25 protein-coding genes, 1 rRNA gene and 1 other RNA gene are annotated in these 24,663 nt (G+C 27.5%); 9 read left to right on the top strand and 18 right to left on the bottom strand.

The genetic code is table 11. The features are described from left to right. From TICRE_RS07325 to TICRE_RS07350, 6 genes are all read right to left on the bottom strand, one after another. Nucleotides 1–85: ribosomal RNA gene (locus TICRE_RS07325) — 16S ribosomal RNA — on the bottom strand; the annotation flags it as partial. A gap of 376 nt (nt 86–461) precedes the next feature. Next, the gene (locus TICRE_RS07330; RefSeq protein WP_075726645.1) at nt 462–1,472 is read right to left on the bottom strand and encodes a LacI family DNA-binding transcriptional regulator; all 1,011 of its coding nucleotides are present in this window, start codon (nt 1,470–1,472) and stop codon (nt 462–464) included. Nucleotides 1,473–1,507: 35 nt separating this feature from the next. Beyond that, complete coding sequence (locus tag TICRE_RS07335) at nt 1,508–2,401, bottom strand: diacylglycerol/lipid kinase family protein (protein ID WP_075726647.1); 894 nt, start codon at nt 2,399–2,401, stop codon at nt 1,508–1,510. A 131-nt stretch (nt 2,402–2,532) separates the two neighbouring features. Continuing rightward, nucleotides 2,533–3,006: a hypothetical protein gene (locus TICRE_RS07340; protein ID WP_075726650.1), complete on the bottom strand. Its 474-nt coding sequence runs from the start codon at nt 3,004–3,006 to the stop codon at nt 2,533–2,535. A gap of 57 nt (nt 3,007–3,063) precedes the next feature. After that, the gene (locus TICRE_RS07345) at nt 3,064–3,624 is read right to left on the bottom strand and encodes a YtxH domain-containing protein (protein WP_075726652.1); all 561 of its coding nucleotides are present in this window, start codon (nt 3,622–3,624) and stop codon (nt 3,064–3,066) included. A 99-nt stretch (nt 3,625–3,723) separates the two neighbouring features. Then, nucleotides 3,724–3,909 (bottom strand): hypothetical protein, encoded by a 186-nt coding sequence (locus TICRE_RS07350; RefSeq protein ID WP_075726654.1) that lies wholly within the window; start codon nt 3,907–3,909, stop codon nt 3,724–3,726. 145 nt (nt 3,910–4,054) lie between these two features. Here TICRE_RS07350 and TICRE_RS07355 point away from each other — a divergent pair, with 145 nt between their 5' ends. Both TICRE_RS07355 and TICRE_RS07360 read left to right on the top strand, forming a co-directional pair. Continuing rightward, nucleotides 4,055–5,803, top strand: a complete 1,749-nt coding sequence (locus TICRE_RS07355; protein ID WP_075726657.1) for an ABC transporter ATP-binding protein — start codon at nt 4,055–4,057, stop codon at nt 5,801–5,803. Nucleotides 5,804–5,816: 13 nt separating this feature from the next. Beyond that, nucleotides 5,817–7,823 carry an ABC transporter ATP-binding protein gene (locus TICRE_RS07360; protein WP_075726659.1) on the top strand — a complete coding sequence of 669 codons (2,007 nt, stop codon included), beginning with the start codon at nt 5,817–5,819 and terminating at the stop codon, nt 7,821–7,823. A 39-nt stretch (nt 7,824–7,862) separates the two neighbouring features. On the opposite strand, the gene ssrS is transcribed toward TICRE_RS07360, so the two are convergent. From ssrS to TICRE_RS07375, 3 genes are all read right to left on the bottom strand, one after another. Further along, nucleotides 7,863–8,038, bottom strand: a non-coding RNA gene (gene ssrS, locus TICRE_RS07365) — 6S RNA. Between the two features lie 62 nt (nt 8,039–8,100). After that, nucleotides 8,101–9,837, bottom strand: a complete 1,737-nt coding sequence (locus tag TICRE_RS07370; protein WP_075726661.1) for an ATP-dependent metallopeptidase FtsH/Yme1/Tma family protein — start codon at nt 9,835–9,837, stop codon at nt 8,101–8,103. A 129-nt stretch (nt 9,838–9,966) separates the two neighbouring features. Continuing rightward, on the bottom strand, nt 9,967–10,236 hold the full coding sequence (locus TICRE_RS07375) for a hypothetical protein (protein ID WP_075726663.1): 270 nt from the start codon (nt 10,234–10,236) through the stop codon (nt 9,967–9,969). A 131-nt stretch (nt 10,237–10,367) separates the two neighbouring features. On the opposite strand from TICRE_RS07375, the gene TICRE_RS07380 reads away from it, so the two are divergent. Then, complete coding sequence (locus TICRE_RS07380; RefSeq protein ID WP_075726665.1) at nt 10,368–10,985, top strand: hypothetical protein; 618 nt, start codon at nt 10,368–10,370, stop codon at nt 10,983–10,985. Here TICRE_RS07380 and TICRE_RS07385 read toward each other — a convergent pair whose 3' ends face one another. Next, nucleotides 10,986–11,885: an RluA family pseudouridine synthase gene (locus TICRE_RS07385; protein ID WP_075726667.1), complete on the bottom strand. Its 900-nt coding sequence runs from the start codon at nt 11,883–11,885 to the stop codon at nt 10,986–10,988. Between the two features lie 92 nt (nt 11,886–11,977). Between TICRE_RS07385 and TICRE_RS07390 the strand changes: the two genes are divergently transcribed. Next, nucleotides 11,978–12,784 (top strand): NAD(+)/NADH kinase, encoded by an 807-nt coding sequence (locus TICRE_RS07390; protein WP_075726669.1) that lies wholly within the window; start codon nt 11,978–11,980, stop codon nt 12,782–12,784. A gap of 132 nt (nt 12,785–12,916) precedes the next feature. On the opposite strand, the gene TICRE_RS07395 is transcribed toward TICRE_RS07390, so the two are convergent. The 3 genes from TICRE_RS07395 to TICRE_RS07405 are packed head-to-tail and all read right to left on the bottom strand — an operon-like array spanning nt 12,917 to nt 16,035. Beyond that, complete coding sequence (locus TICRE_RS07395; RefSeq protein ID WP_233120168.1) at nt 12,917–14,362, bottom strand: peptidoglycan D,D-transpeptidase FtsI family protein; 1,446 nt, start codon at nt 14,360–14,362, stop codon at nt 12,917–12,919. Beyond that, nucleotides 14,346–15,596, bottom strand: coding sequence for an FtsW/RodA/SpoVE family cell cycle protein (locus tag TICRE_RS07400; protein ID WP_075726671.1), 1,251 nt, complete (start codon nt 15,594–15,596; stop codon nt 14,346–14,348). The genes TICRE_RS07395 and TICRE_RS07400 overlap by 17 nt, the downstream gene beginning before the upstream one ends. Before the next feature lie 7 nt (nt 15,597–15,603). Further along, nucleotides 15,604–16,035 (bottom strand): FHA domain-containing protein, encoded by a 432-nt coding sequence (locus TICRE_RS07405; protein WP_075726673.1) that lies wholly within the window; start codon nt 16,033–16,035, stop codon nt 15,604–15,606. A 147-nt stretch (nt 16,036–16,182) separates the two neighbouring features. On the opposite strand from TICRE_RS07405, the gene TICRE_RS13845 reads away from it, so the two are divergent. The 5 genes from TICRE_RS13845 to TICRE_RS07430 all read left to right on the top strand — a co-directional run bounded on the left by TICRE_RS13845 (nt 16,183) and on the right by TICRE_RS07430 (nt 19,553). Further along, nucleotides 16,183–16,599 (top strand): PspC domain-containing protein, encoded by a 417-nt coding sequence (locus tag TICRE_RS13845; RefSeq protein ID WP_408645650.1) that lies wholly within the window; start codon nt 16,183–16,185, stop codon nt 16,597–16,599. A gap of 68 nt (nt 16,600–16,667) precedes the next feature. After that, complete coding sequence (locus TICRE_RS07415; RefSeq protein WP_075726675.1) at nt 16,668–17,675, top strand: alpha/beta hydrolase; 1,008 nt, start codon at nt 16,668–16,670, stop codon at nt 17,673–17,675. 12 nt (nt 17,676–17,687) lie between these two features. Beyond that, entirely contained in the window at nt 17,688–18,695 is a 1,008-nt protein-coding gene (locus tag TICRE_RS07420; RefSeq protein ID WP_084191888.1) for an alpha/beta hydrolase family protein, read from the top strand. Further along, nucleotides 18,682–19,296 (top strand): regulatory protein RecX, encoded by a 615-nt coding sequence (locus tag TICRE_RS07425; RefSeq protein ID WP_075726677.1) that lies wholly within the window; start codon nt 18,682–18,684, stop codon nt 19,294–19,296. The genes TICRE_RS07420 and TICRE_RS07425 overlap by 14 nt, the downstream gene beginning before the upstream one ends. A gap of 8 nt (nt 19,297–19,304) precedes the next feature. Then, nucleotides 19,305–19,553 carry a GIY-YIG nuclease family protein gene (locus TICRE_RS07430; protein ID WP_075726679.1) on the top strand — a complete coding sequence of 83 codons (249 nt, stop codon included), beginning with the start codon at nt 19,305–19,307 and terminating at the stop codon, nt 19,551–19,553. Here the strand turns inward: TICRE_RS07430 and TICRE_RS07435 are convergent. From TICRE_RS07435 to TICRE_RS07455, 5 genes are read right to left on the bottom strand one after another with little or no spacing between them, the layout of a single operon-like run. Beyond that, nucleotides 19,550–19,885 (bottom strand): hypothetical protein, encoded by a 336-nt coding sequence (locus TICRE_RS07435; RefSeq protein ID WP_075726682.1) that lies wholly within the window; start codon nt 19,883–19,885, stop codon nt 19,550–19,552. The two genes, TICRE_RS07430 and TICRE_RS07435, sit on opposite strands and share 4 nt — an antisense overlap. A gap of 39 nt (nt 19,886–19,924) precedes the next feature. Further along, on the bottom strand, nt 19,925–21,427 hold the full coding sequence (locus TICRE_RS07440; RefSeq protein WP_075726684.1) for a hypothetical protein: 1,503 nt from the start codon (nt 21,425–21,427) through the stop codon (nt 19,925–19,927). Further along, the gene (locus TICRE_RS07445; protein WP_233120169.1) at nt 21,424–22,821 is read right to left on the bottom strand and encodes a sensor histidine kinase; all 1,398 of its coding nucleotides are present in this window, start codon (nt 22,819–22,821) and stop codon (nt 21,424–21,426) included. Before TICRE_RS07445 ends, TICRE_RS07440 begins: the two co-directional genes overlap by 4 nt. A 12-nt stretch (nt 22,822–22,833) precedes the next feature. Beyond that, nucleotides 22,834–23,523 carry a response regulator transcription factor gene (locus TICRE_RS07450; RefSeq protein ID WP_075726688.1) on the bottom strand — a complete coding sequence of 230 codons (690 nt, stop codon included), beginning with the start codon at nt 23,521–23,523 and terminating at the stop codon, nt 22,834–22,836. A gap of 7 nt (nt 23,524–23,530) precedes the next feature. Further along, complete coding sequence (locus TICRE_RS07455) at nt 23,531–24,412, bottom strand: polysaccharide deacetylase family protein (protein WP_075726690.1); 882 nt, start codon at nt 24,410–24,412, stop codon at nt 23,531–23,533. Between the last annotated feature and the right edge of the window lie 251 nt (nt 24,413–24,663).

Genomic DNA, 24,663 nt, shown 5'->3' on the forward strand with positions numbered 1-24,663 from the left:
ATCAAAGATAATTACTTCGCTCGACTTGCATGTGTTAGGCACGCCGCCAGCGTTCGTCCTGAGCCAGGATCAAACTCTCATTTAAAAGTTTGAAAATAGCTCTCGTTTATTTGCTGACTTGTTGCTTGTCTTTGACATTGACTGTCATGTTTTAAATCTATAATTCAAAGTATCTCACACTATTTAATTATCAAATGTTCAGTGTTGCTCTCTCGAGACAACTTGTTTAGTATATCATTTTCAAGGAAGCTTGTCAACACTTTTTTAAAATATTTTTTAAAGTTTGTTTTGACTTTTCTGTCGTGCCCCTTAGCCGACTTTTACTATCTTACTATCTTTTTACTGATAAGTCAATAGTTTTTTTAAATCTTTTTTAAATTGTTTTGTTTGCCGTTTTCTTAACCGGCTTTTATTATAATACACCTTTTTAATAGATAAGTCAACTGTTTTTTTGATTTATTTTATATTTTTTTACAACTTCCTCTTTTCTTAATCCTTATAGGCAATTCTATATCTTCTGTATTACTATTTTTTTTACCCTTAAGGGATTTCAATATCTTTCTAATAGATACTGCTCCCATATCATAATAAGGTTCTTTGATTGTTGTAAGGGTAGGTCTAAAAATTGAAGCTACACTTATATCTCCGTATCCGGCAACAGATATTTCTTCCGGTACGGTTATACCTTGATCATACAAATAATTCATAAGTCCTATAGCTAGTTCATCTTGGGAACAAAAGACTGCTGTTATATCATTATTTTTAATAACTTCTAATATCTCTTCCCCATATTTATAAGCTCCCTCTATTCTATGAGTATCTATGGTATGAATAAGGGGTTCTTTATTTATTTCTTTCATACTTTCCTTATAGCCTTCTATTTTTCTTTTCTCTATAGTCGAATCTATATCACGTTTTTGAGTTAAGTATAATATATTTCCATGTCCTAATTCCCTTAAATATTCCATCATTATATTGGCTGCTTTTTTATTGTCTAAATAAACTGTGAGTAGACCTGGAACAACATAGTATCTGTTTAAATATATAACTTGTATTTTTAAATTTTCTATATAATCTATTACATCATCATCTACAATTTCAGAAACTAATATGATTCCCTCTACTTGCTTGGTTTTAAAAAGTTGCAAAAACTTCATTTCTATTTTTGGATCACCATAGCTACTACCTATTATTATATCATAATTATACATTCTTCCTATTTCTTCAATACCCCGTACTATTTGTGATACATAATAACTTCCTATATCATCAACTATTACTCCTATTAAATTAGATTTTCTAGTTACTAAGCTTCTTGCAATTTCATTTGGCTCATATCCTAAAACTTCTATAGCATTTAAGACCTTTCTTCTAGCCTCTGGACTAACTGGCTTAGAGTCGTTTATTACTCTAGAAACAGTTGAAATTGAAACTTCTGCCATTTTTGCTACATCTTTTATTGTAATTGTCATAAAACCACTCCTCGCTCAATTGATTAGATTTTTATTTATTTGTTTACTATTATTTTCATACCACTAGGTATTACTTTAAAATTAGCTGGAAGTCTTCCTCCTGCTTCTCCATCTATATCTATAGTTATATTCTTTTTTGCCCTTATTAATATGTTCTTAGTTTTGAAATAAACTACATTTGGATGATTTATATGGTCTCCCTTTAAAACATTGAAAAATATATTGGCAAGTTCAGGAATATCAGAATTTTTTATAATAAGAACATCTAAGAGCCCATCTAATACATCCGCATCAGGAGCAAGTTTTTTAAATCCTCCTATAGATGCACTATTAGATACAACAAATAATAACACATCTTCTTCCTTAGTATATTCTTCACTTTCAAAACTTAAGTGAATAGGTTCAATTCCCTGCAATATAAGTGTTCTCAGACCTTCAAAATAATATGCCATTCTTCCAAGTAGTGCTTTTGCTTCTATAGGAACTTGAAAGCCAACATCTGTTAAGAGTCCCCCAGCTGCTACATTTACAAAATATTTATTATTTACTTTACCTAAATCAATTTCTACTATGTGTCTGTTTTTAATCATTTTAAAAAAATCTGGAATCTTGCTAGGCATGTTCATATAGTTTGCAAAGTCATTTACAGTTCCACTTTGAAGAATTGCAACTGGTAATTTATTTGTGCTTTTAGCTATTCCAGTTGCAACTTCATTTATTGTTCCATCTCCGCCACAAGCTATTATGGTATCCCACTCTCCGCTACTACAAGTTTTTATAGTTTCATTCACAGCATCATCTTTTTTTTGAGTATAATATTTTCCTAAAGTATATCCATCATCTAATAAAAGTTTGCAAAGATAATCAACTCTAGTTTCTACTGCTTGTCTCCCTGAAGAAGGATTTATAATAAGTTTTATTCTTTCCATTTAATCAAACCTTTCAATATATTGTATCTCACAAGATATGTTAAATACAATATATATTATATTAGGAAATATATCAATATTTAATTATTCATAAAAACCAGTGAAATAAAATAAGTCCTTTGACAAAGGACTTATTTTTTTAATATTATATTTTTAATTACTTCTATTATCTCTTTTATAGTATTTAGATAATCAGTTATGCTCTTAGTACTATATTGAAAAGAGTATGCTGTATCTACAATACTATTTGTAACTGTATCAAATGTATCGTGAACTTTAGCAGTTGCATCTTCTACGCTCTCAGTTATATTACTTACTTTCCCAGAGATGCTATTTACATTAGATAATAATGTATTTATTTCTGGTTGAAGAGTTGTAAGTGTGTTTTTTGTCTCTCTAGTTATTTCATTTATATTATAACTTATATCTGGTAGATGTTTAATAGTTGTATCTATTGACTTAGTATTGTTTTCTAATACTTCTTTTACATTTCCAAGTATCTTATTTATCTTCATTAACACAAGGATTAAAACTATACCTACTCCTATTCCAATTAAAAATAAAATGAGTGTAAATAGATCATTTATGGTTAAATTAGCAGTCATGATTGCCCCCTTTTCTTATGTTTAGTTTAATGAGTAATTGTTTTGATTTAATTTATTTTAATAATTTTTTTTAACATCTTTCTTAGCATCTTTCCATGCATCTTTAACATTATTTGTAGCATCTTTTAAATTATCTTTAGCATCTTTCATATTGTCTTTAGTATCTTTCTTTACATCTTCAGCAGTATCTTTTGCGTTTTCTTTTAGGTCTTTCATATCGTCTTTAGCTTCATCCATACTATCTTTTACATTTTCTTGTGTATCTTTAATAGTATCTTTCATATCTTTGTATCCTTCTTTTACATCTTTTGCAACTTCATCTTTTGCGTTTTTCATCCCTTCAATATTGTCTTTTAAGTCACTAGAAATTTTATCTTTAAAATCTTTAGCCTCTTCCATTTTTTCTTCTACAGTTGATTTAACATTTTGAGCTACTTCTTTAGATTTATCTTTAATATCCTCTCTGGTATCTTTCCCTGATTGTGGTGCTAACAAAAGTCCAGCTACAGCCCCTAACGCTGTACCTATAACAGTACCAGTTGCAACATTTTTAGCAGTTTCCATCTTCTTCTTTCTCGAGAATTCTTTTCTTTTATCTTCTAACATTTTACCTAACATCCAAATCTCCCCTTTAAATTTTATTTTAAGTTAATTATGTTCTATATAATACCCTATTACTTTTATCATAATCATAGATTTTTGAAGATTTAGTTAAAATCACAATCTTTCTTTTAATATATCTTGAAGCTTTTTTGCTTGATATCCACATTCTTCAGATAATGTCTTAAAGAGATCTGCCACTTCTGTATCTTTTACTTTACCTGAATAGGCCTTATAATCTCTAACCATTTCTTGTGAATCTAAAATTTTCTTTTTAATAATTTCGTTCGTATTCATTTCCATATTATATCCTCCAATTATATCTTCAAAGTTTCAAATTTTGAATTATAGTGTATATTTAATATATTACCTTATTTATAGAAAAATATACATTTTTTATACGAACATAAAACTTTCATAATTTTTTACGGGATTAGGAGGATTGTTTATGCATTCATTTAAAAGATTAAAAAAATTTTTCCAAGAAAATAAACGGGGCTATATAGTAGGACTCATCTGGCTATTATTTGTAGATTTAGTACAATTAATTGTACCTAAAATTTTAGAGCTTTTAACAGATAGTTTCCAAAATAATTCAATAAATAGAAGTGATTTAATAAAATATTGTATTTATATAGTTTTAACAGGAGTAGGTATTGGGGTAGGAAGATATCTTTGGAGAATTTATATTATAGGCAATTCTAGGAAACTGGAGTATTATCTACGAAAAAAACTATTTCAGCACTTATCTACTTTATCCCCTAATTATTATAATCATCATAAGACTGGAGATTTGATGAGTCATGCTACAAATGACATTAACTCAGTAAGAATGGCTTTAGGTTTTGGTACTATTATGCTAATTGATTCACTTTTCATCATAATTTTATCTTTATTTATGATGATTAGAACTACTTCGCTTAAACTTACAATTATTGCCGTATTTAATCTACCTATAATAATATTATTGACAAGGAAGTTTGGAAATATCATTTATAATAAATCTAAAGAAGTTCAAATAGCTCTTTCTGATTTGACAGAAACTACCCAAGAAAACTTTTCTGGTATAAGAGTTATAAAGTCTTTTGTGCAAGAAGACTTAGTCTCGCAAGAATTTACAAAAACAAATAATAGAAATTTTCAAAAAAACTTAGATTTAGTTAAGATTTCGGGTTCTTTTAGTCCACTATTACAATTTGTTTTTTCCATTAGTTTACTTATCACTATTTTTTATGGAGGAAAACAAGTAATTTCGGGAAATATATCTCTAGGTTCTTTTATAGCCTTTAATTCCTATTTAGCTCTTTTAAACTGGCCCACTAGAGCACTAGGACAAGTTATAAACGTATTACAAAGAGGAGCTGCATCGATGGATAGACTTAATACAATATTTGATGAAAAACCTGATATAGTAGAAAAGAAAGAAGCTATTGTTTTAGATAAATTTAAAGGTGAAATTGAATTTAAAGATGTAAATTTTAAATATCTAAATAGTAATTATAATGCACTTAATAGTATAAGTTTTAAGGTAAATAAAGGAGATACTTTAGCTATTATAGGCAAATCAGGTAGTGGTAAAACTACAATATTAAGTCTTCTTTTAAGATTATATGATATAGAGAGTGGTTCGATATTAATTGATAATATAAATATAAAAGATATAAGTTTAGCATCTTTAAGAAAAAATATAGGATATGTACCACAAGATAACTTTCTGTTTTCTCAAACTCTAGAAGATAATATAGCTTTTTCATTTGATGATGAAATTCCTATTGAAAAAGTTTATGAAGCTGCAAAAGCTTCTGAAGTCTATGATAATATTTTAGAGTTTCCAGATGGATTTAATACCATATTAGGTGAAAGAGGAGTTACACTATCAGGTGGACAAAAACAAAGGGTTTCTATAGCTAGAGCACTTATTAAAAATCCATCTATCTTAATATTGGATGATTCCCTTTCTGCAGTAGATACAGCTACTGAAGAAAATATTTTAAATAATTTAAATAAATTAGGAGAAAACATAACTAAAATAATAATAAGCCATAGAATATCCACTATTCAATCTGCTGATGAAATTTTACTTTTAGATGATGGAGTTATTGTAGAAAGAGGTAAACATAAAGAATTGCTAAAGTTAGATGGTTTATATAAAGACTTATACGACAGACAATTATTAGAAGAAAAGTTTGAGAAATAGGAGGTATTTGTATATGAATTCTACAAATGAAAAAAGCACTTTAGGAAAAACTTATGATATAAAACTTGTCAAAAGATTACTAGGATATGCAAAACCTTATTGGAAATTCTTACTCCTCTCTCTTATATTATTGTTAGTTATAACGGGACTTGAACTATTAAATCCTTATCTATTAAAAATAGTAATTGATGATCATATAAATGGTATAAGTAAACCGATGTATGAATTAGATGTTTCATCTTCTATAAAAGCAACAGAATTTAATGATAAAAAGTATATAAGACGTGATGATTTAGAAAATCCAAATAATAAATTTATTAAAAACAACCCTGTTAAAAATATAATAAAAAGAAATGATGTATACTACTTAGTAGACTATGGTGAAGACAATATAGCCAATGGAATAAAACTTTCAAAAGTTGATTATGATGCCTTTAGGCAAGAAGATTTAAAAAGTATAAATAAAATTTCTATTTATTTTTTTATAGTTATTTTATTTACCTTTGTCTTTAATTACCTACAAGTATATATATTAAACTATACGGGTCAAAAGATAATATTTAATATACGTGAGGAAATATTTAATCATATACAAAGATTAAATATTTCATTCTTTGATAAAAATCCTATAGGAAGGTTAGTAACTCGAGTGACTAATGATACTGAAAATTTAAATGAAATGTATACTTCTGTTTTAGTTAATCTATTTAAAGACATATTTACTCTTTTAGGTATCATCATTATTATGATTAAACTTAATTATAAACTAGCTCTTATTTCATTTGCATTACTACCTATAATAATTGTAATTTCTATTTTCTTTAGAAATAAAATAAGATTAGTATATAGACTTGGTAGACTTCAGTTAGCTAAAATAAATTCTAGCTTAAATGAAAATTTTACAGGTATGAAAACCATACAAATATTTAATAAAGAAGATAAAACAAATAAAAAGTTTGATAATTTAAATAAAGACTATCTAGAAACCAATAAAAGAGAAGTAAAAATATATGCTATATTAAGGCCATCTATTGAAATAGTTAGATCTATAGGTATCGCCCTTTTAATTTATTTTGGGGGTGGAGATGTTATGTCAAATACTATAGAATTTGGTGTATTATATATCTTTATTGATTATCTTCAAAGATTTTTTGTTCCCATTATGGAACTTGCTGAAAAATATAATATACTTCAATCATCTATTGCTTCTAGCGAGAGAATATTTAATGTATTAGATGATAAAAGTTTTATAGAAAACAAAGATACTCCTAAAAAACTAGATAGTATAAAAGGAAAAATAGAGTTTAAAAATGTATGGTTTGCCTATCAAAATCAAGATTGGGTTTTAAAAGATATTAGCTTTATTATAAATCCAGGAGAAACTGTAGCTTTTGTAGGTTCTACAGGTGCTGGTAAAACTTCTATAATAAATCTTATAACTAGATTTTACGACATTCAAAAAGGAGAAATATTGTTAGATGATATAAATATAAAAAATATAGATAAATATGCTTTAAGAAAATATATAGGGGTAGTTCTTCAAGATGTATTTTTATTTACTGGTACAATTGAAGATAATATAAGATTAAATAATTTAAATATAGATAGAAAAAGGGTTGAGGAGGTCGCAAAGTATGTAAATGCTAATAAATTTATAGATAAGCTTCCAAATGGATATGATGAACCTGTAATGGAAAGAGGTTTGACGCTATCTTCCGGTGAAAGACAACTTCTTTCATTTGCAAGAACTCTTGCATATGATCCAAAGATTCTTATACTTGATGAAGCTACATCAAATATTGATACAGAAACAGAATCACTTATACAAGATGCTTTAGAAAAACTTATTAAAAATAGGACATCTATTGCAATAGCCCATAGACTTTCAACTATACAACATGCAGATAATATTATTGTTTTAAATAAAGGTGAAATAAAAGAAATGGGAAATCATCAACAATTGCTCAAAAGAGAAGGCATCTATTATTCATTATATAAATTACAATATTCTAAAGGTTAAGACATTAAAAGTCCCTTAAGTTTAAACTTAAGGGACTTCTTGTAACCAAAATGCCGTAAACCCAGATAATTCACACCCGCCTTTTTATAAGGGGGTTTCTTGTCAATATATTCTAAAGTCCACTCTACAGTGGCATGTTATCCTATATCAAACGCAGACTCCCGTGTCTGTTATGTCGGTTGAATTACAAAGATTCACAAACATTTCAGTATTCTTTACTAATATCATTATACACTTATCCAATACTTTATTCAAGTAGATTTTCAAATATATTTTTTTAAATTGATTTGAGTATATTGTTTATTTCCTCTTCACCTAAAGTTTCTTTTTCTAATAATGATTTTGCTAGTATATTAAGCTTCACCTTATTATCTTGTAATAATTTTATAGTATCTAAATATAAACTATCTAATATCTCTTTTGATCTATTTATTATTTTCATATCTTGAGAAAAATCATTTGATATGGCATTATAATTTAAAAGACCTGCTTGTGAATCCATACCATATATTCCAATAAGTGATATTATCATAGTTGTAGATTTTTCTAAATCTGAGCTTGCTCCAGTTGTTATATAATCTTTTCCAAATATTATCTCTTCACTAGCCCTACCTGCTAACGCTATCATAGTATTAGCTAAGATTTCTTTTTTAGTTTTGTATATACTCTCTTTAGGAATGTTTAAACTAAATCCTCCCATTCCTTTTGTGCTTGGAATTATACTTACTCTTGTTACTCTATTTTCTTTACAAACAAGCTTAGTAACTAGGGCATGTCCAGCTTCATGATAAGCTGTAATTTCTCTATCTTTTAGAGTTATAGAATTTCTCTCCTTTTTTTCATCCCCTACTAAAACTTTATAATAAGCTTTATCTATATCGTTTTGTGAAATTAGTTTACATTTTGACTTAGCAGCAATTATAGCTGATTCATTTAAAAGATTTTCAAGCTTAGCACCACTAAAATAAATTGTTTCCAGAGCAACTCTTTTAAAATCTACATCTTCATCTAATGGCTTGTTTTTTGCATGTAAATTTAAAATCTTTTCTCTAGCTACCACATCTGGCAATTGTATTTCTATTTGTCTATCAAATCTTCCTGGTCTTAGAAGTGCTTCATCTAGTACATCTATTCTATTAGTAGCGGCTACAACTATTATCCCTTCGCTATCTTTAAATCCAGACATTTCTGCTAAGAGAGCATTTAATGTTCTATCCCCTTCTTCGTTAGAAGAAGCATCCATCCCTTTTCTTTTTTTACCTAAAGAATCTATCTCATCGATAAATATTACCGATTTTCCTGCTTCTTTAGCTTTTTTAAATAAACTTCTTATTCTACTAGCTCCAAGGCCTGAATATACTTGTATAAAATCTGAACCCGATACAGGGAAAATAGGAACTCCTGCCTCTCCTGCCAATGCTTTGGCAAGTAAAGTCTTTCCCGTTCCAGGAGGTCCGTATAAAAGAACACCCCTCGGAAGTTTAGCGCCATATTTTTCATACACCTCAGGTCTATTTATAAAATCTACCATTTCATGTAGGGCTTCTTTTGCTTCTTCATTACCTGCTACATCTTTAAATTTTATACTATTATCATAATCAATTTTCTCGATTTGAGCTAAATTGTTTATCTCTTTTTCTGCAACCTTTGAATAATTCTTTCTCATATATAAAACTAATACCACTAATCCTATACTAAGTACAATAGAAACTATCTTATCTCCTAATTCAATATCTTGTTCATTTACTTCAACATCTTTAACAAGTAATTCTTTTTTAAAGTCTTCTGTACGAGGATTATCTGTAATAAATTTTTTCCCATCTTTTAAAACACCTTCTATATTAGGTGATTTTCCTATTGTCACTTCTTTTACATTTGATTTTTGAAGTTCATCCATAAAAGATGTATAAGACATAGAGATAGCTTTATCATCTTTTCTTAAAACAAAAAAGATAAGTGTTGTTATGATAATTAAAACAATACCTAATATTAGATATCTTTTCTTGTTTTTCACATCCTTGCCCCTTTCTAAATGTTAAATCTTATTAATAATATTATAACATTTAAATATGCTTTTTTCTATTTCCTACATATGCCATAAATACAATATTAAAACAAAAGAGGGCATACGCCCTCTTTTGTTTTAGTCTCTTTTTAATGTCTTTAGTAAAAAATCAAGTTTTTGATTTTGATCTTCATTTAATAAAGGCCTGATAGTTTTAAGCTTTTCAAATAAAGCTTCATATTCTTCATAACTCATTTCTTTTTCTATTTCTTCATTTATACGTATTATTTCTACATATATCTCTTCTTCTGATTTATCTTCATAATCCGCTGCTAAATCTTTTATTCGATTTAAATCATTTTTATCAATATTGTATTTGTCTAAATCTTCCATAAAATCTTTTTTCATAAAATTTCATACCTCCCTTTCCATTATTATATAATCTATGAAAATTTTAGTGACTATATTCCCTTTAAAAGTAAACAAAACAAAAGAAAGGCATATAATAAAGTATTATAGTTTAAGGAGGCTTGCTTACCATGAATGAAAAAACACTATTGGTTTTATTGTTACTTTTAAATAAAAATAAAAATTCAAAATTACAAACAAGTACAGAATTCGTAAAAGATTATGTAAAGTCGTTAGAAGTTAATCCAACATATACTTTAGAAAAAATACATATAGCTGAAAATATAAGTCCTTATATCCCCGAAGAGTTTTCACCTTCTTTTGAAAAGGCCATTATGATTTCTAAAGGTATAGTAAAAGTTGAGGAGTTAAAAGAGTTTGCAAATATGCAAAATATAAAATCAAATAAAACTATTCACTTCGACAATAATACGGAACGACTTAGAAAAATAGTATCGGTAGTACAAGACGAAACATCAAAAGATAATATAAAAAACATGGGTATAATTATGGATTTAGTATTAAATATAGATAAGTATAAAAAGATGTATTCAGTATTAAATAATTTTATGAAGAATGTAGATAGCACAAATGGAATAGAAGATATCTTAAAGATAGTTTCTCCTCTTTTGGGAGATAATTCTTCGGATAATAAACAAGATAAAAGTGTAGAAAAAATGTTAGATATAGTAAAGCTACTTAATTCTCAAAAAACTAATCCAAATCAAGATAAAACTAATGAAGGATAATTAATCCTTCATTAGTTTTATTAGTCTTTGCATATCTGATGGAAGTTCTGCAATAAACTCTATATCTTCTCCTGTTCTGGGATGTTTTAACCTTAAATAATTAGAATGTAGAGCTTGCCTATCTATATTTGCATCTTCTTTATAGTAAAGTTTATCTCCAATTATTGGATGCCCTATATGATTTAAATGGACTCTTATTTGATGAGATCTTCCTGTGAATATTTGTACTTCTAGTAATGTCGAAGTTTTAAATCTCTTTTTTACTCTATATTTTGTTATAGCTCTTTGCCCATTTTTATCAACCATTTTTTTTATACTTCCATCTTCTTTTCTTCCAATAGGTAAATCAATTACGTTTTCTTCACTTTCTACTATACCTTCTACTACAGCTAAATACTTTTTTACAACCGTTTCTTCTTCAAATTGTAGAGCAAGTTGTTGATGGGCAAAAGGATTTTTTGCAACTATAAGTATTCCTGTTGTATCCATATCAAGTCTATTTACAAATCTAACTTTTTTCTTAATATTCTTTTCTTTAAAATAGTATGTGATGCCATTAGATAATGTACCTTTTTGATGTGATTTAGTTAAATGAACTACTGTATTCTCAGGTTTATTTAATATCAAAAGATCAAAGTCTTCATATATGATATCTAAGTCCATTTTTTCTGATTCTATATTGTTTATTTCATCTTCCATAATTAATATGACTCTATCACCACTTTTCATGGGTAAATCTTTTCTTCTATGTTCTCCATTTACCAATATATTTTTATATCTATATAGTTTTCTAAATAATCTAGATGATATGTTTTTATTAATTAAAAATTGTTCTAAGCTTTTTTCATTATCTTTACACTCAAATATTACAATGTTTTCATTTTGATTGAAATAATTCATAAATTCCTCCCTATATTTTGTTATTTATTATATAATAGACTTAAATATACCAAATTTATCTTATTAGAAATGACGAAGGAGTAGAGTGACTTTTGAATAAACCAAGAAAAATAAACATTATATCTAACAAGAATTTCGAATCAAGAAAAACTTCTGCTATTTTAAAAGAGAAGTTTTTAAAGCAAGGTTTTATAATTCCAGATAAATATGATTCCAATGCAGAATTAAATATCTGCGTAGGGGGTGATGGATCCTTTTTAAGAGCAGTTCATAGAAACAAATTCCCCACTATACCATTTATAGGCATAAATACAGGTCATTTAGGATTTTTCCAAGAAATTTCCCCTAAATATCTAGATGACTTCATATTAAAATATGTAAATAAAAAATACACTATAGAAGAAGTATATCTAGTTAGTGCAGAAATATTTACAAAAACTAAAAAATATTATTTAACAGCTGTAAATGAAATCGTAATAAAAGGAATGCAGTCTAAAATAATTCATTTAGATCTTTTTATAGAGGAAAATCATTTAGAAAAATTTAGTGGGGATGGTATTATTATTTCTACACCAGTTGGAAGTACTGCTTATAATTTATCGGCAGGGGGAAGTATTGTATATCCAACTTTAAAAACTTTACAAATAACTCCCCTATCACCTCTAAATTCTAAAGTATATAGATCTCTTATTAGCTCTGTTGTAGTCCCAGGAGATTTGATAATTAAAATTAAACCGGAATTTTATTATACTAATTCTACTCTTATCTTAAATGATGGTATGGAGTTCAAATATGATAATATCAATTATATAAACTTTAAATCTTCTGATAAAAAAATATATAAACTAAATTTTGATAAAGACATTTATTGGAATAATTTAAAAAGTAAATTCTTATAAAAAGAACCTACCTCCAGATAGGTTCTTTTTATAAGTTTTTTACAACTATCAGTAATTTTGTCCTTACCATTTAAAGTACTTTCTATGAATTCGTAATTTATTGCTTTTTAAATCTTTACTTCCCCGAATTCTTTAATTATCTATTTTTTCCTCCGCAAAACTAATATTATTTAAGCCATGTATAAGCATATCTCTAGCTATGGGTGCTGCACCCTTACCCCCAGTAGTGCCTTCTTCCTCTAGCAGAACAACTATGGCTAGCTTTGGATCATCATATGGTGCAAAACCTATAAACCAACTATGAGACTTTCCTGATGCATTTTCAGCGGTACCTGTTTTACCTGATACTTTAACATTTTTTATACTGGCATTTTTTCCAGTTCCAGAAACTACAACTTCTCTCATCATTTCTTTTACTTCTTCTACTGCATCATTATTTGATACTTGTGATAAAATTTCAGTACTATTAGTCTTGATAGTTTGACCATTTTTATTTATTACATCTTTAACTAGTATAGGTTTTACCATTTCGCCACCATTTGCTATAGCTGATACCATCATAGCCATATTTAACGGAGTAACCAATACATCACCTTGACCAATACTTGAAGCTGCAATCTTAGTTTTTCCCATGGCTTTTTTATAGTCAAACTTTGACTTTTTAACATCTAGGTCAAATGCAATATTTTTATTTATCATAAATTTATCTGCCACTTCACCTAGTTTTTCTTTACCAATCATTAGAGATTTTTCTACAAAATATGGATTACAAGAGTTTTTAAAGCCTCCTTTTAAATCAAGTTTTCCATGAACTCCATTTCCATAATCTTTAAAAGTATAACCTTCTACTGTAGTTTTACCTTTGCATAGATAATTTTTATCTATCCCATATGTCTCAAGCATTGCAACTGAAGTTATAACTTTAAATATAGACCCTGGTTCATATAAGCCTTGAATAGATCTATTTAATAGGGGGCTTTCACTACTTTCTATTATACCCTTCCATTCGCTATCTAAATTAGCACTATCAAAGTCCGGCATACTGACCATAGAATATACTTCTCCTGTTTTAGGGTTCATAGTAATTATAGAACCTTTTTTACCCTTTAAAAGTGATTGTGACTTTTCTTGAACACTGTGATCTATTGTAAGTTTTAAATCGTTTCCTACAGACTTAGGTAAAACAAGGTTTTTTATTTCAGTTAATGCATTAGTCTCATTTATATCTAATAGTTCATTATTATATTCTTTTTCAAGTCCAGATTTCCCATACTGTCTATAGCTATATCCTATGATATGGCTATATAGTCTTCCATATGGATAATATCTTATGTTTTTATCATCCTCTTTTTCACTATAAGAAATAACCTTACCATTTCTATCTAAAATAGAACCTCGAAGAACATTCTCTTCATTTATCCACAATCTTTTATTATATGAATTCTCTTTAATAGATTCAGCTTTGAATACTTGAAAATAACTAATATATATTACTAGAGAAATAAGAAGAGAACAAAGTGCAACAAGTACAGTTATTATTCTTTTGTTTTCTTTTGGCATCTTAACTTTCTTCTTCATCTATCTTCATCCTACTTTCTAAATCTTCAGAAGCTACCTGTAGTATTCCAAGTGCTATGAAACTCGTTATAAGTGAACTTCCACCATATGATACAAATGGCAGTGTAATTCCAGTAAGAGGGATGAGTTTTATTACCCCTCCTATGATTATAAATGCTTGTACTGCAAATAAAACACTTATGCCTAATGCTAATATTTTATAAAACTTGTTTTCTTGATTCATGCCTATTTTAAATCCTCTATAAAATAGAATTAAAAAAAGCATTATGATTCCTATACCCGTAAATATACCCATTTCTTCTACTATAGCAGAAAATATAAAATCATTATAAGGTAGAGGTATAAAATGAGGATATCCAAGACCTAATCCTTTTCCAAAAAAACCACCTTCAGCTATAGCAAATAGAGACTGAGTTATCTGATACCCCTTATCATTTATAAACCTCCATGGGTTTAGCCACGTTTCAACTCTTATCCTTACATGGCTAAATAGAAAATATCCTAGTATAGCACTAAAGATAAAGAGTCCTATATTATAGAGTATAAGTTTTCTATCATCCTCATAGATATACTGAAGTGATATAAATATAGAATAAAACATTAAAGCCATTCCTAGGTCTTTTTGCAAAAAAAGAAGCCCAATAAAAGAATATATTATCCCTATTAAAATATAAGATAATTGTTTCTTCCTTTTATACTTTTCATAATTAGAATAAAACCCTGCTATAATAAATATTAATAAAATCTTTATAATCTCTCCTGGTTGAATACTTACGCCCTTAATTTCGATCCAGTTTATAGCACCATATTTTCTTTCACCCAATACAAATGTAAGCGCGAATAAAATATAAGACATAGCTATATATATATAAGTAATCTTGTCCCATATCCTTATATGTTTGAGTAAAAAATAAGTCATGTAAAAGCAAAGTATTCCAACTGTAAACCATGCTAATTGTTTTGTACCTATCGACGGGTCCATTCTATATATCATAATAGCACCTATTGAAACTAGCATAGTTGCAATTTGAAATATATAATTATCCCCTGAGGAAACCTTTATCAAGATTAAGTTGGACAAATAAACTATCACAAGAAGTGCTAGAGCATTTAAAACTGTTTTTAAATCAGGAACTTTAGCTTCATATATTAACAATAAAAATAGAGCTAGAAATTCAAATATAAAAAGCAACCTTCTGGGAACATTATTTTTTATTCTACCTGTTAATAACATAATACACCTACTCTCTATTTACAAATAAAAACTCAATATTTCCTATTCTTATTCTATCTCCATTAGTTAATTTCACAACATCTAATAATCTTTCACCATTTAAAAAGGTACCATTTGAACTGTTAAGATCTTTTAAGAAATATTGATTTTCATCTTTAATTATATTAAAGTGAGTCTTAGATACAAATGGGTCTTTAATTATTATATCATTATCTCCTTTACGACCTAGCTTTAAGTTTTCTTCAATAATATAATGTTCATCTATTTTAAAAGGTAGTGAATCTTTTTTATTTATTAATTTTAAATAAGCTCCATCACCATCTTTAAGCCTGCTGATTCCTTTAATATCCAAGTAAATAAGCCTTATTATACTAAAGATGAACATGTAAATGATAATAATAAAAATATATTTAAATATTACGGACAAAATATTATACATTGGTTTTCCTCCTATATATCTATACCTATAGATATTATCACATTTGTAAGAACTTGTGAATAAATTTATTATAAGTATTTCAATAATACTTATAATTTGATATCATATACTTAATGGTAAAAGGAGGAGATAATAATTAAAAGACTTATTCGTTCTAAAAGTGATAAGGTTTTTTCAGGAGTACTTGGGGGTATTGGAGAATATTTCAATATAAATACTTTATTTTTAAGAATTATATATACAGTATTAGCTATAAATGCTTTTTTAACTCTGACCATTATCTACATAGTATTAAGTGCTATAATTCCTTTAGAAGATGATATAATAGAAGAAGATTCTAGTTCCAATTATAGCACTAATAATAGTTCTTTTTTAGGAATAAGTTTAATAGTTTTAGGAATTATATTATTAATTAATACTTTTTTACCTGTACATTTCCCACAAATTTTATCTATAATTAAATATTATAGTAGAAAATTAATAGATTTTTGGCCAGTTCTTTTAATAATATTGGGTATATATCTATTAATGGATAAAAATAAAATTAAGAATAGTTTAAGATAAAAAACCTTATAAAATAAGGTTTTTTATTATAGCTAATAATAAAATTACTTTGATAAAGAGGGATAGATATGAATATAGACTTTAATTACAAAAAAGAAATACCTGATTTTGTATCAGGTTATATATTTAAAGGAAATAACTATAGATGCTCTTATATAAGATATAAAAGTCTATATAGAAGTCCTGCTAAGGGTTCTGAACAAGTAGAACTTTATAACTTTCAACCTAAGTCTGAAATAAAAGCTTCATCTTTAATACTACATGGACTTGGTAGCCGTAATATAAAGTTTTTATTGTGGATAGGCCCTCATTTAGCCTCTGCTGGAATTAACACTAGTATTCTTATATTACCTGGTAACTATACTAGAGTAGAGAACAATTCGGTAAGTGGAAAATCTTATCTTTACCCTGATATAGATATATTATATAAATTTTGGGAACATGGAGTTGTCGATGTACTCTCAACGCTAGATCTATTGGAGCACTTAAACTTATGGAAAGAAAACTCTATTTTAACCGGATACTGTCTGGGAGGAATGATTAGCTCAATTGTTTCAGCTATTGATGATAGAATTGCCCATACTCTATTTATGGCAACTGGAGGTCATATTCCAAAGATTCTTCACGAATCTCCTGTTGCAGCTTTTGCAAGAAGACTTTTTGCTACAAAGGCGTTTTCTGATTATGATTTTGATAATAAAGATAAACTCTATAAAACTTACAATGAACAGTTTCCTTTAGTTAAAACCATGACTAAAGAAGAGTTATTTAAAAGTGAAGATATACATCCACTTTTTAAAATCGACCCTATATCTTATGCTCACTTTTTAGATAAAAAAAAGATTACATTTTTAGATGCTTATTTTGATAATACTCTTCCTCTTGATTCTAGAAAAATATTATATGACCAAATGAAGGGTGGCAAAAGAAGAATCCTACCTATATCACATGTAACATGGCTTCCATTTAGCTATTTTTTAGGTAAGTATATACTTCATAAAGTTCATATAACTGATAAACATTCTCAAAAAAATTTATTTAAAAAAGAAAAAATTCAAGATCCTCTGGATAAATAAGGAAGTGAACTTTTGGAAAAAATCAAAGAACAGATTAAAAAATCTTTTTTTATAGTAAATAAGGTCTATTTGTTTATAGTATTCTTATTTATATCAGTACAAGATATAGGTCTTGGGCTTATTTATTTTTTAGGAACATTATTTGTTTTTATATGGAAAACTTTAAGATCTAAAGTTCCTATGGAAGTAAGTGAAAATATTGAAGTAAAAACTTTTGTCTATAAAATAATAGATGAAAAACAATTAAAAATAGATATCTATTATCCTTTAGATAGATCAAAAGGAAAATACCCCCTAGTATACTTTTGCCACGGTGGAGGGTGGATATCTGGATTTAGAAATCAACCTAATAATATATCATGGTGTAGATATTTAGCATCTAGAGGTTTTATAGCATCTAGTATAGATTATAGATATGGATATAAAAATACTATAAAAGATATACTCGCAGATTATAGTGATGGTTTAGAATTTATAAAAACAAAATCTGATAAATTAAAAATTGATACTGATAATATTGTACTAATGGGTCTTTCCGCAGGAGGGCATTTAGCACTACTTTACTCTTCTTTTAATACATTTATGGAAGATAAAGAAAGAATGAAAGGAATAAAATCTGTGGTGGCTTACTACCCTCCTTCCGATCTTAAAGATTTGTTTAAAAAAGATAGCAAGTCGCTTTTTACACGTTTTGCTGCTTCTAGAACTTTAAAGGGAACTCCAGTAACTGAAGAAGAAGTATATGCAAATTATTCTCCAAACAATTGGTTAAGTGAAAAGATGATACCTACTTTAGTAGTCCATGGTAAATTGGATAGAATTGTTCCCTTTGACTCTTCTATAAAACTTATAAAAAGATTAAAAGCTTTAAATGTACCATCCTCTTTTTTAGTTCATAGTAAAGGTTTTCATTCTTTTGACACTGAATTAAAAGACTATACTACTATAAGTATTATAAAAAAGACAATTAGATTTATAAAAGCTTCAATAAAAGGAGATATAAAAAATGAAAATTACTGATATAGAACCACAAAGAAAAAAAGATAGAGTAAATATATACATAGACCATAAATTTGCTTTTGGTCTAAGCTTGGAGCTTAAATATATTTATGACCTGAAAATTGACAAAGATATAGATGATGATTTTATTGAAAATGTGTTAAAAGAAGAAGAGGCTAGAAAGGCAATAAATACAGCCTTAAATTTTCTTTCATATCGACAAAGGTCTGAACGAGAGATAAGAAATAAATTAAAAGAAAAAGGATATGAAAAAGACTATATTGAAAGAGCAATATACTTTTGTAAAAATCAAAATTATATAGATGATGAATCTTTTGCAGTAAACTTTGTAAAAGATAAAATAAATCTAAATAAATTCGGTACTCAGAGACTAAAAAGAGAACTTATACTAAAGGGCATAGATGGAGATATTATAGAATCAGTTCTTGTAGAAGAAGATGATGATGAGTATGAAAGGGCACTTCAAATCGCTACAAAAAAGTATTCTACTTATAAAGATGATGATAAAAATAAAATTTATCGAAAACTTGGAGGATTTTTACAAAGAAAAGGATATTCTTTTGATATAGTAAATAAGATATTAAAAGAATTATTAGATTAGGTGGTTTTATGTTTTATGTTTATATTTTAAGATGCAATGATAATACTTTATACACAGGATTTACTGTAGATTTAGAAAGAAGAATTAAGACCCATAATAAGGGAATGGGAGCAAAGTATACTAGAGGACGCCTTCCAGTAGAATTAGTTTATAAGGAAGAATATAAAACTAAAAGTGAAGCTCTTAAAAGAGAATACACTTTAAAAAAATTAAATAGGATTCAAAAACTAAAGATAATAAAAGGTGAAAAAGCTTAACTAGCTTCTTCACCTTTTTTAATACTATTATCTTTTTTAACTTTCCCTTTATTAAAAACACTTATAATAAGTGCTACAGATATTCCAATAAGACCTACTGCTACACCCATTACAAATACAGTGAAATTATTTATATCATCTAAAAATATGATTCTTCCGTTTATTGTCAGCAATGCATATATTCCTATAATAATAGATACTATTCCAGGCATATACTTTGCCATTTTTTTCTTTGTAAAAATTATATGCGCAAGATATGTTAATGCAACCATTCCAACTGATATAATCATAAATAGTTTTGCATATTCTAAATGATCTAATAGATCTTTCATAAGTTTCCTCCTATAATAAATATATATTTTAGATATACTTTACCATTCTATCTTTTTAGCATCTCTTTTTAGAATTTCATTTCTCCAAATTTCAGTGTATTTTTGTGTTGACCATTCTGCCATCACAATAGAGTCACTCTCTGGTATTTCTATTCTAGCTAAAGGATGAGAATTTATATCTTCAAGTAGGTCATTGCTATAAACTAATAGTTCAAATTGGTTACGAATTATTACAATATCTTCATTTGGGGAAGAATACATATCGATCATATTAGGAAATTTTCGCTTTAATTCATCCCATAAGATAAAGTGCATATCATAACCTATCATCTCTTCTGGTGGAACTGCTTTAATAATAAAATCTTTATTTAATTCTTCTTCATTTTTCTCATAATTAACTCTACCCTTTAGCATCCAGTATCCATTTTTTCTAGTTAGCCCTATATTACCCTCATCTAATAAAACAGTTTCATCTATATTCAATAGACTTTGAGCTCCTTCTAAAAATATCTCTTTTCCACCCTCTATTATATCACCCAGATTTATTGAATTATTATTTTTTAAATTATCTACTGTTTGCATTTTCATTGTTCTTTTGTTTTTATTAGCCATATCTATGCTTTCAGTAGATATATAGTTCTTTCCTACATATAATATATTTTTTAAAATAGATTTTTCTTGTAAATTAAGTTCTTCACTTCTAGTAACTTCATTTTCTATAAAAGAGCTACTAATTTTTTTATCATCTTTTATATATATTTGAGGATTAGCATTGATTTCATCAGATATATAATCTTTTTCTATAGTTCTATTTACATCTATTTCCCAAAAACCATTTTTTCTAGGTAATAACAATTCATCTATTTTATATATTTCTTCTACCTCTTTATCTTTTGTATTTATCCAAATCGTACTATATGACCAATCAGGAGCATTGTTTTTTTCATCAAATTTAGAAGTTTTAATTCCTAGTAAAATACCACTATTCTGATTCTCAGTTTTTTTATCTTTTAAATTCTCTGTCATCTTTTCTTCAATATCAATATATTTTTTTATTTCTTCTATACTTACCTTATCAATCATCTTTTCAAGTTTATAAAATCCATCTTCCATATATAAAAATAAATTACCTTTATTGTCTTTAACAACTTCCATGAAAAATTGATTATCATTATAAATACTGAAAACTTCTACATTTTTACTATCTATACCAAGCTTATTGGCACTAATTTTATATTTATATAAAAAATAGTCTACTGCATTTACCTTTTTCATCTTAAAAGAAGGCTTAACGGTGTAGTAATTCATAAATATTAGACCTTCTTTATGAAAGAGCGCTGGTTGACCCATATACTCTTTTTCTTCTTTTGAGTTTGTCCCAGAAATAGGAATATAATCTGTAACATTCCATTTTCCTTCTAATGGAGTTGTAGTATTTTTAGGAGCTTTTAATCTCTCATTTATACTTGGTTCACTTATACTACAAGCGGATAATATTATCATAAGTAGAAAAACGATTGTAATTATCTTGAATTTATTCATATACTTTCCTCCTCATAAGGTAGGATTACTTTTATATCTGTTCCCTTACCTAATTGAGATTCTATGTTTAATTCGCCTTCATGAAGCTTCACGATTTCATCACATATAGCTAGACCTATACCACTATTTGCTCTACTTGTGTTGCCTTTATAAAACTTTTCTTTTATCTTTGGTAGATCCTCAGCTGATATACCTATACCTGTATCTTCCACTTCTAATATAAGATTATCTCCCTTCATATACGCTTTTAATTCAACACATCCACCTTCATCTGTAAATTTAAAAGCATTATCTAATAAGTTTATAAGCACCTGTTTTATTCTGTTTTCATCGCCTACTATCATATTTACATTTTCATCTATTTCTACTGAAAAATTTATATTGCTATTTTTTGATTTAGGCATATATTGTTTAGCTATAAAATTTAAAGTAGAACTAAAGTCAAATGTATCTTTCTCTAAGGTTATTCTTCCAGATATAAACTTTGAAAAATCTAATAACTCTTCCACCATAAAAGACAATCTATCACTTTCTTTTTCAATGATTTTAAGTCCATCCAAAAGTAAATCCTTTTCAATATCTTCTGTTTGAAGCGTAATAGACCAGCCCTTTATAGAAGTTAACGGCGTCCTAAGCTCATGAGATACTGAAGATATAAAGTCAATTTTTATTTGCTCTCTTTTAATTATCTCATCTGCCATATGGTTTAGAGTACTTGCAAGCCGACCTATTTCATCATCATTTTCTATATCATTTCTTATCTTAAGTTGTCCATTTGCCATCTTTTCAGCAACATTAGATACCCTCTCTAAAGGATTTACTATTGAATTAGCTAGTATTATACTTACTATCCCCCCTATAGTTATCACAATTAACCCTATTATAATTAAAATTATAATTATATTTTGTATGATTGTATTGGTTTCCTCTAAAGACGATACAAATCTTATAATAGCTATAGATTCATCATCTTTTATCAAAGGAACAGATATAGCCATAACTGATTCAGGCGAATAAGGAACTGTGCCTATCCATACTCCCTTTTCTCCATTTTGAGCCCTTACTATATCAAAAGTATTTATAGGTTCTTTAGAGCTTATCCCTAATGTATCTAAAAGAAGTTCTCCTTCCAAAGATAATATTTGAACTTGTACATCTGTATATCTCCAAAACATATCTATATCATCTATTAATATATCATCTAAATTAAAAGAAGGAAAGTATCTTGAATAAAATGAAGTAGAGGATTCTATTTGACTTGTCAATACATCTTCTAGATTTTTATAATAATACTCTTTTACACTATTACTAAGGAATATTTCTATGATCACTACAGTTATTAAAATAACTAACATAAAATTTTTTACAAGCCTTTTTCTAATGCTTTTTTTCATAATATTCTCCTACTATTTGTTTTTCCACCTATATCCAAGTCCCCAAACAGTCTCTATGAATTCAGGTTTACTTGGGTCATTTTCTATTTTAGATCTAAGTCTTCTAATGTTTACATCTACTATCTTAGAATCTCCTACAAAATCTTCTCCCCAAATTATATTGAGTATCTCATCTCTTTTAAAAGCTTTCCCTGGATTTTCTAAGAATAACTTTATAATCGAATATTCAGTAGGAGTTAAGTCCATTTCTATTTCATCTCTAAAAAACCTTCTTGAATACTTATCAATTTGAAATGGTCCAAATTTTAATAGTGTATTTCCTTTACTTTGTCTTTGCTTCATTCGTCTGATTAACGACTTAACCCTAAGTACAAGTTCCATAGGATTAAAAGGCTTAGTCATATAATCATCTGTTCCATATTCTAAGCCCATTATTTTATCTATATCCTGACTTTTAGCAGTAAGCATTATTATCCCCATAGTAGGAAACTCTTCCCTAAGGATTCTACAAACTTCAAAGCCATCCATTCCAGGAAGCATAATATCTAATACCAAAATATCAGGTTTTTCTTTTCTAGTTAGTTCAATTCCTAGTTCTCCAGTTTCAGCTTCTAAGACTTCAAAATCTGATCTCTCTAAATTTATCTTTACAAATTTTCTGATAGATTCTTCATCTTCAATCAACAATATCTTGCTATTCATTATATCACTACTCCCACTTGAAATTTTCATCTAATATCTGGAATTCATATCCTTCATCTAATAAAAATTTAATGCTTTTTTCTAGACTTTTTGCTGTTGTAATCTTTGGATCGGTATCATGCATAAGTATTACAACTTTGCTTTTACCTTTGACAGTTTCTTTTAACCTATTTACCAAATAGTTTTCAGAAAACTTAGAACCCTCTGCATCTCCATTTAAAGCATTCCAGTCAAAGTATCTATATCCTGATTCTATCAATGCTTTTTTGATAGGATCTTTCTTTTTTTCAAAAGATCCTCCAGGAAACCTTATAACTTTAGAATCAAATTCTTCTCCAACTATACTTTTTATAAGATTTTCAGTTTTATAAATTTCATCCATAAAGTTTTTAGGGTTTTTATAGATATGATTATAGTTGTGGCTATAGGTGTGATTTCCAATTTGATGACCATCATTATAGATTCTCTTTAGCATATCCGGATCTTTAGCTACCATATTTCCCACTATGAAAAATGTGGCTTTTATATCATATTTCTTTAATACATCTAATATTATAGGTGTAGATTTTGCAGAAGGACCATCATCAAAAGTCAAGTATGCAATCTTTTTAGGATTTTTCTTATTTTCAATTCTTTCTGCTTCTTCTATTTTTTTTCTCTCTATTTCTAATTTCCTTTGTTTTTCCTCTCCTATCCTTCTATTTATTTCTTTATTTAGTGGATCTCTTTCTCCCATTATTTTTTGCCCATCTGTTAAACTTATGGCAAATGCTATATCTTCATGAAAGAAATTAATCTTAGTAAGTTTTGTGCCTAAAAATCCAACCATTAAAATAAACAATATTAGATAAAAGAAGACAAGTTTCGTTTTTCTTCTTCTTTTTCTCACTTTTAACACCCCATTTTTATATGTTCTACTATAATAATATTATACAATTAATCCTAAGAGTTTACAATTTTATTAATAATAGAGATAGTGTCAAGTTACTTTGGGTTTTATAAATAAAAGTATTCCAATATATTAAATATTAATTCTAAGCTCCTCTAAGAGACTTAAGTATAGTATTTAAGCCACTATTTCTACCATCTGACAATATGGGTATATTTCCAATTACTTCATTTGCTGTTTTTGATATTATC

Source organism: Tissierella creatinophila DSM 6911 (genome assembly GCF_001940565.1).
GTDB classification, from domain to species: Bacteria; Bacillota; Clostridia; order Tissierellales; family Tissierellaceae; genus Tissierella_A; species Tissierella_A creatinophila.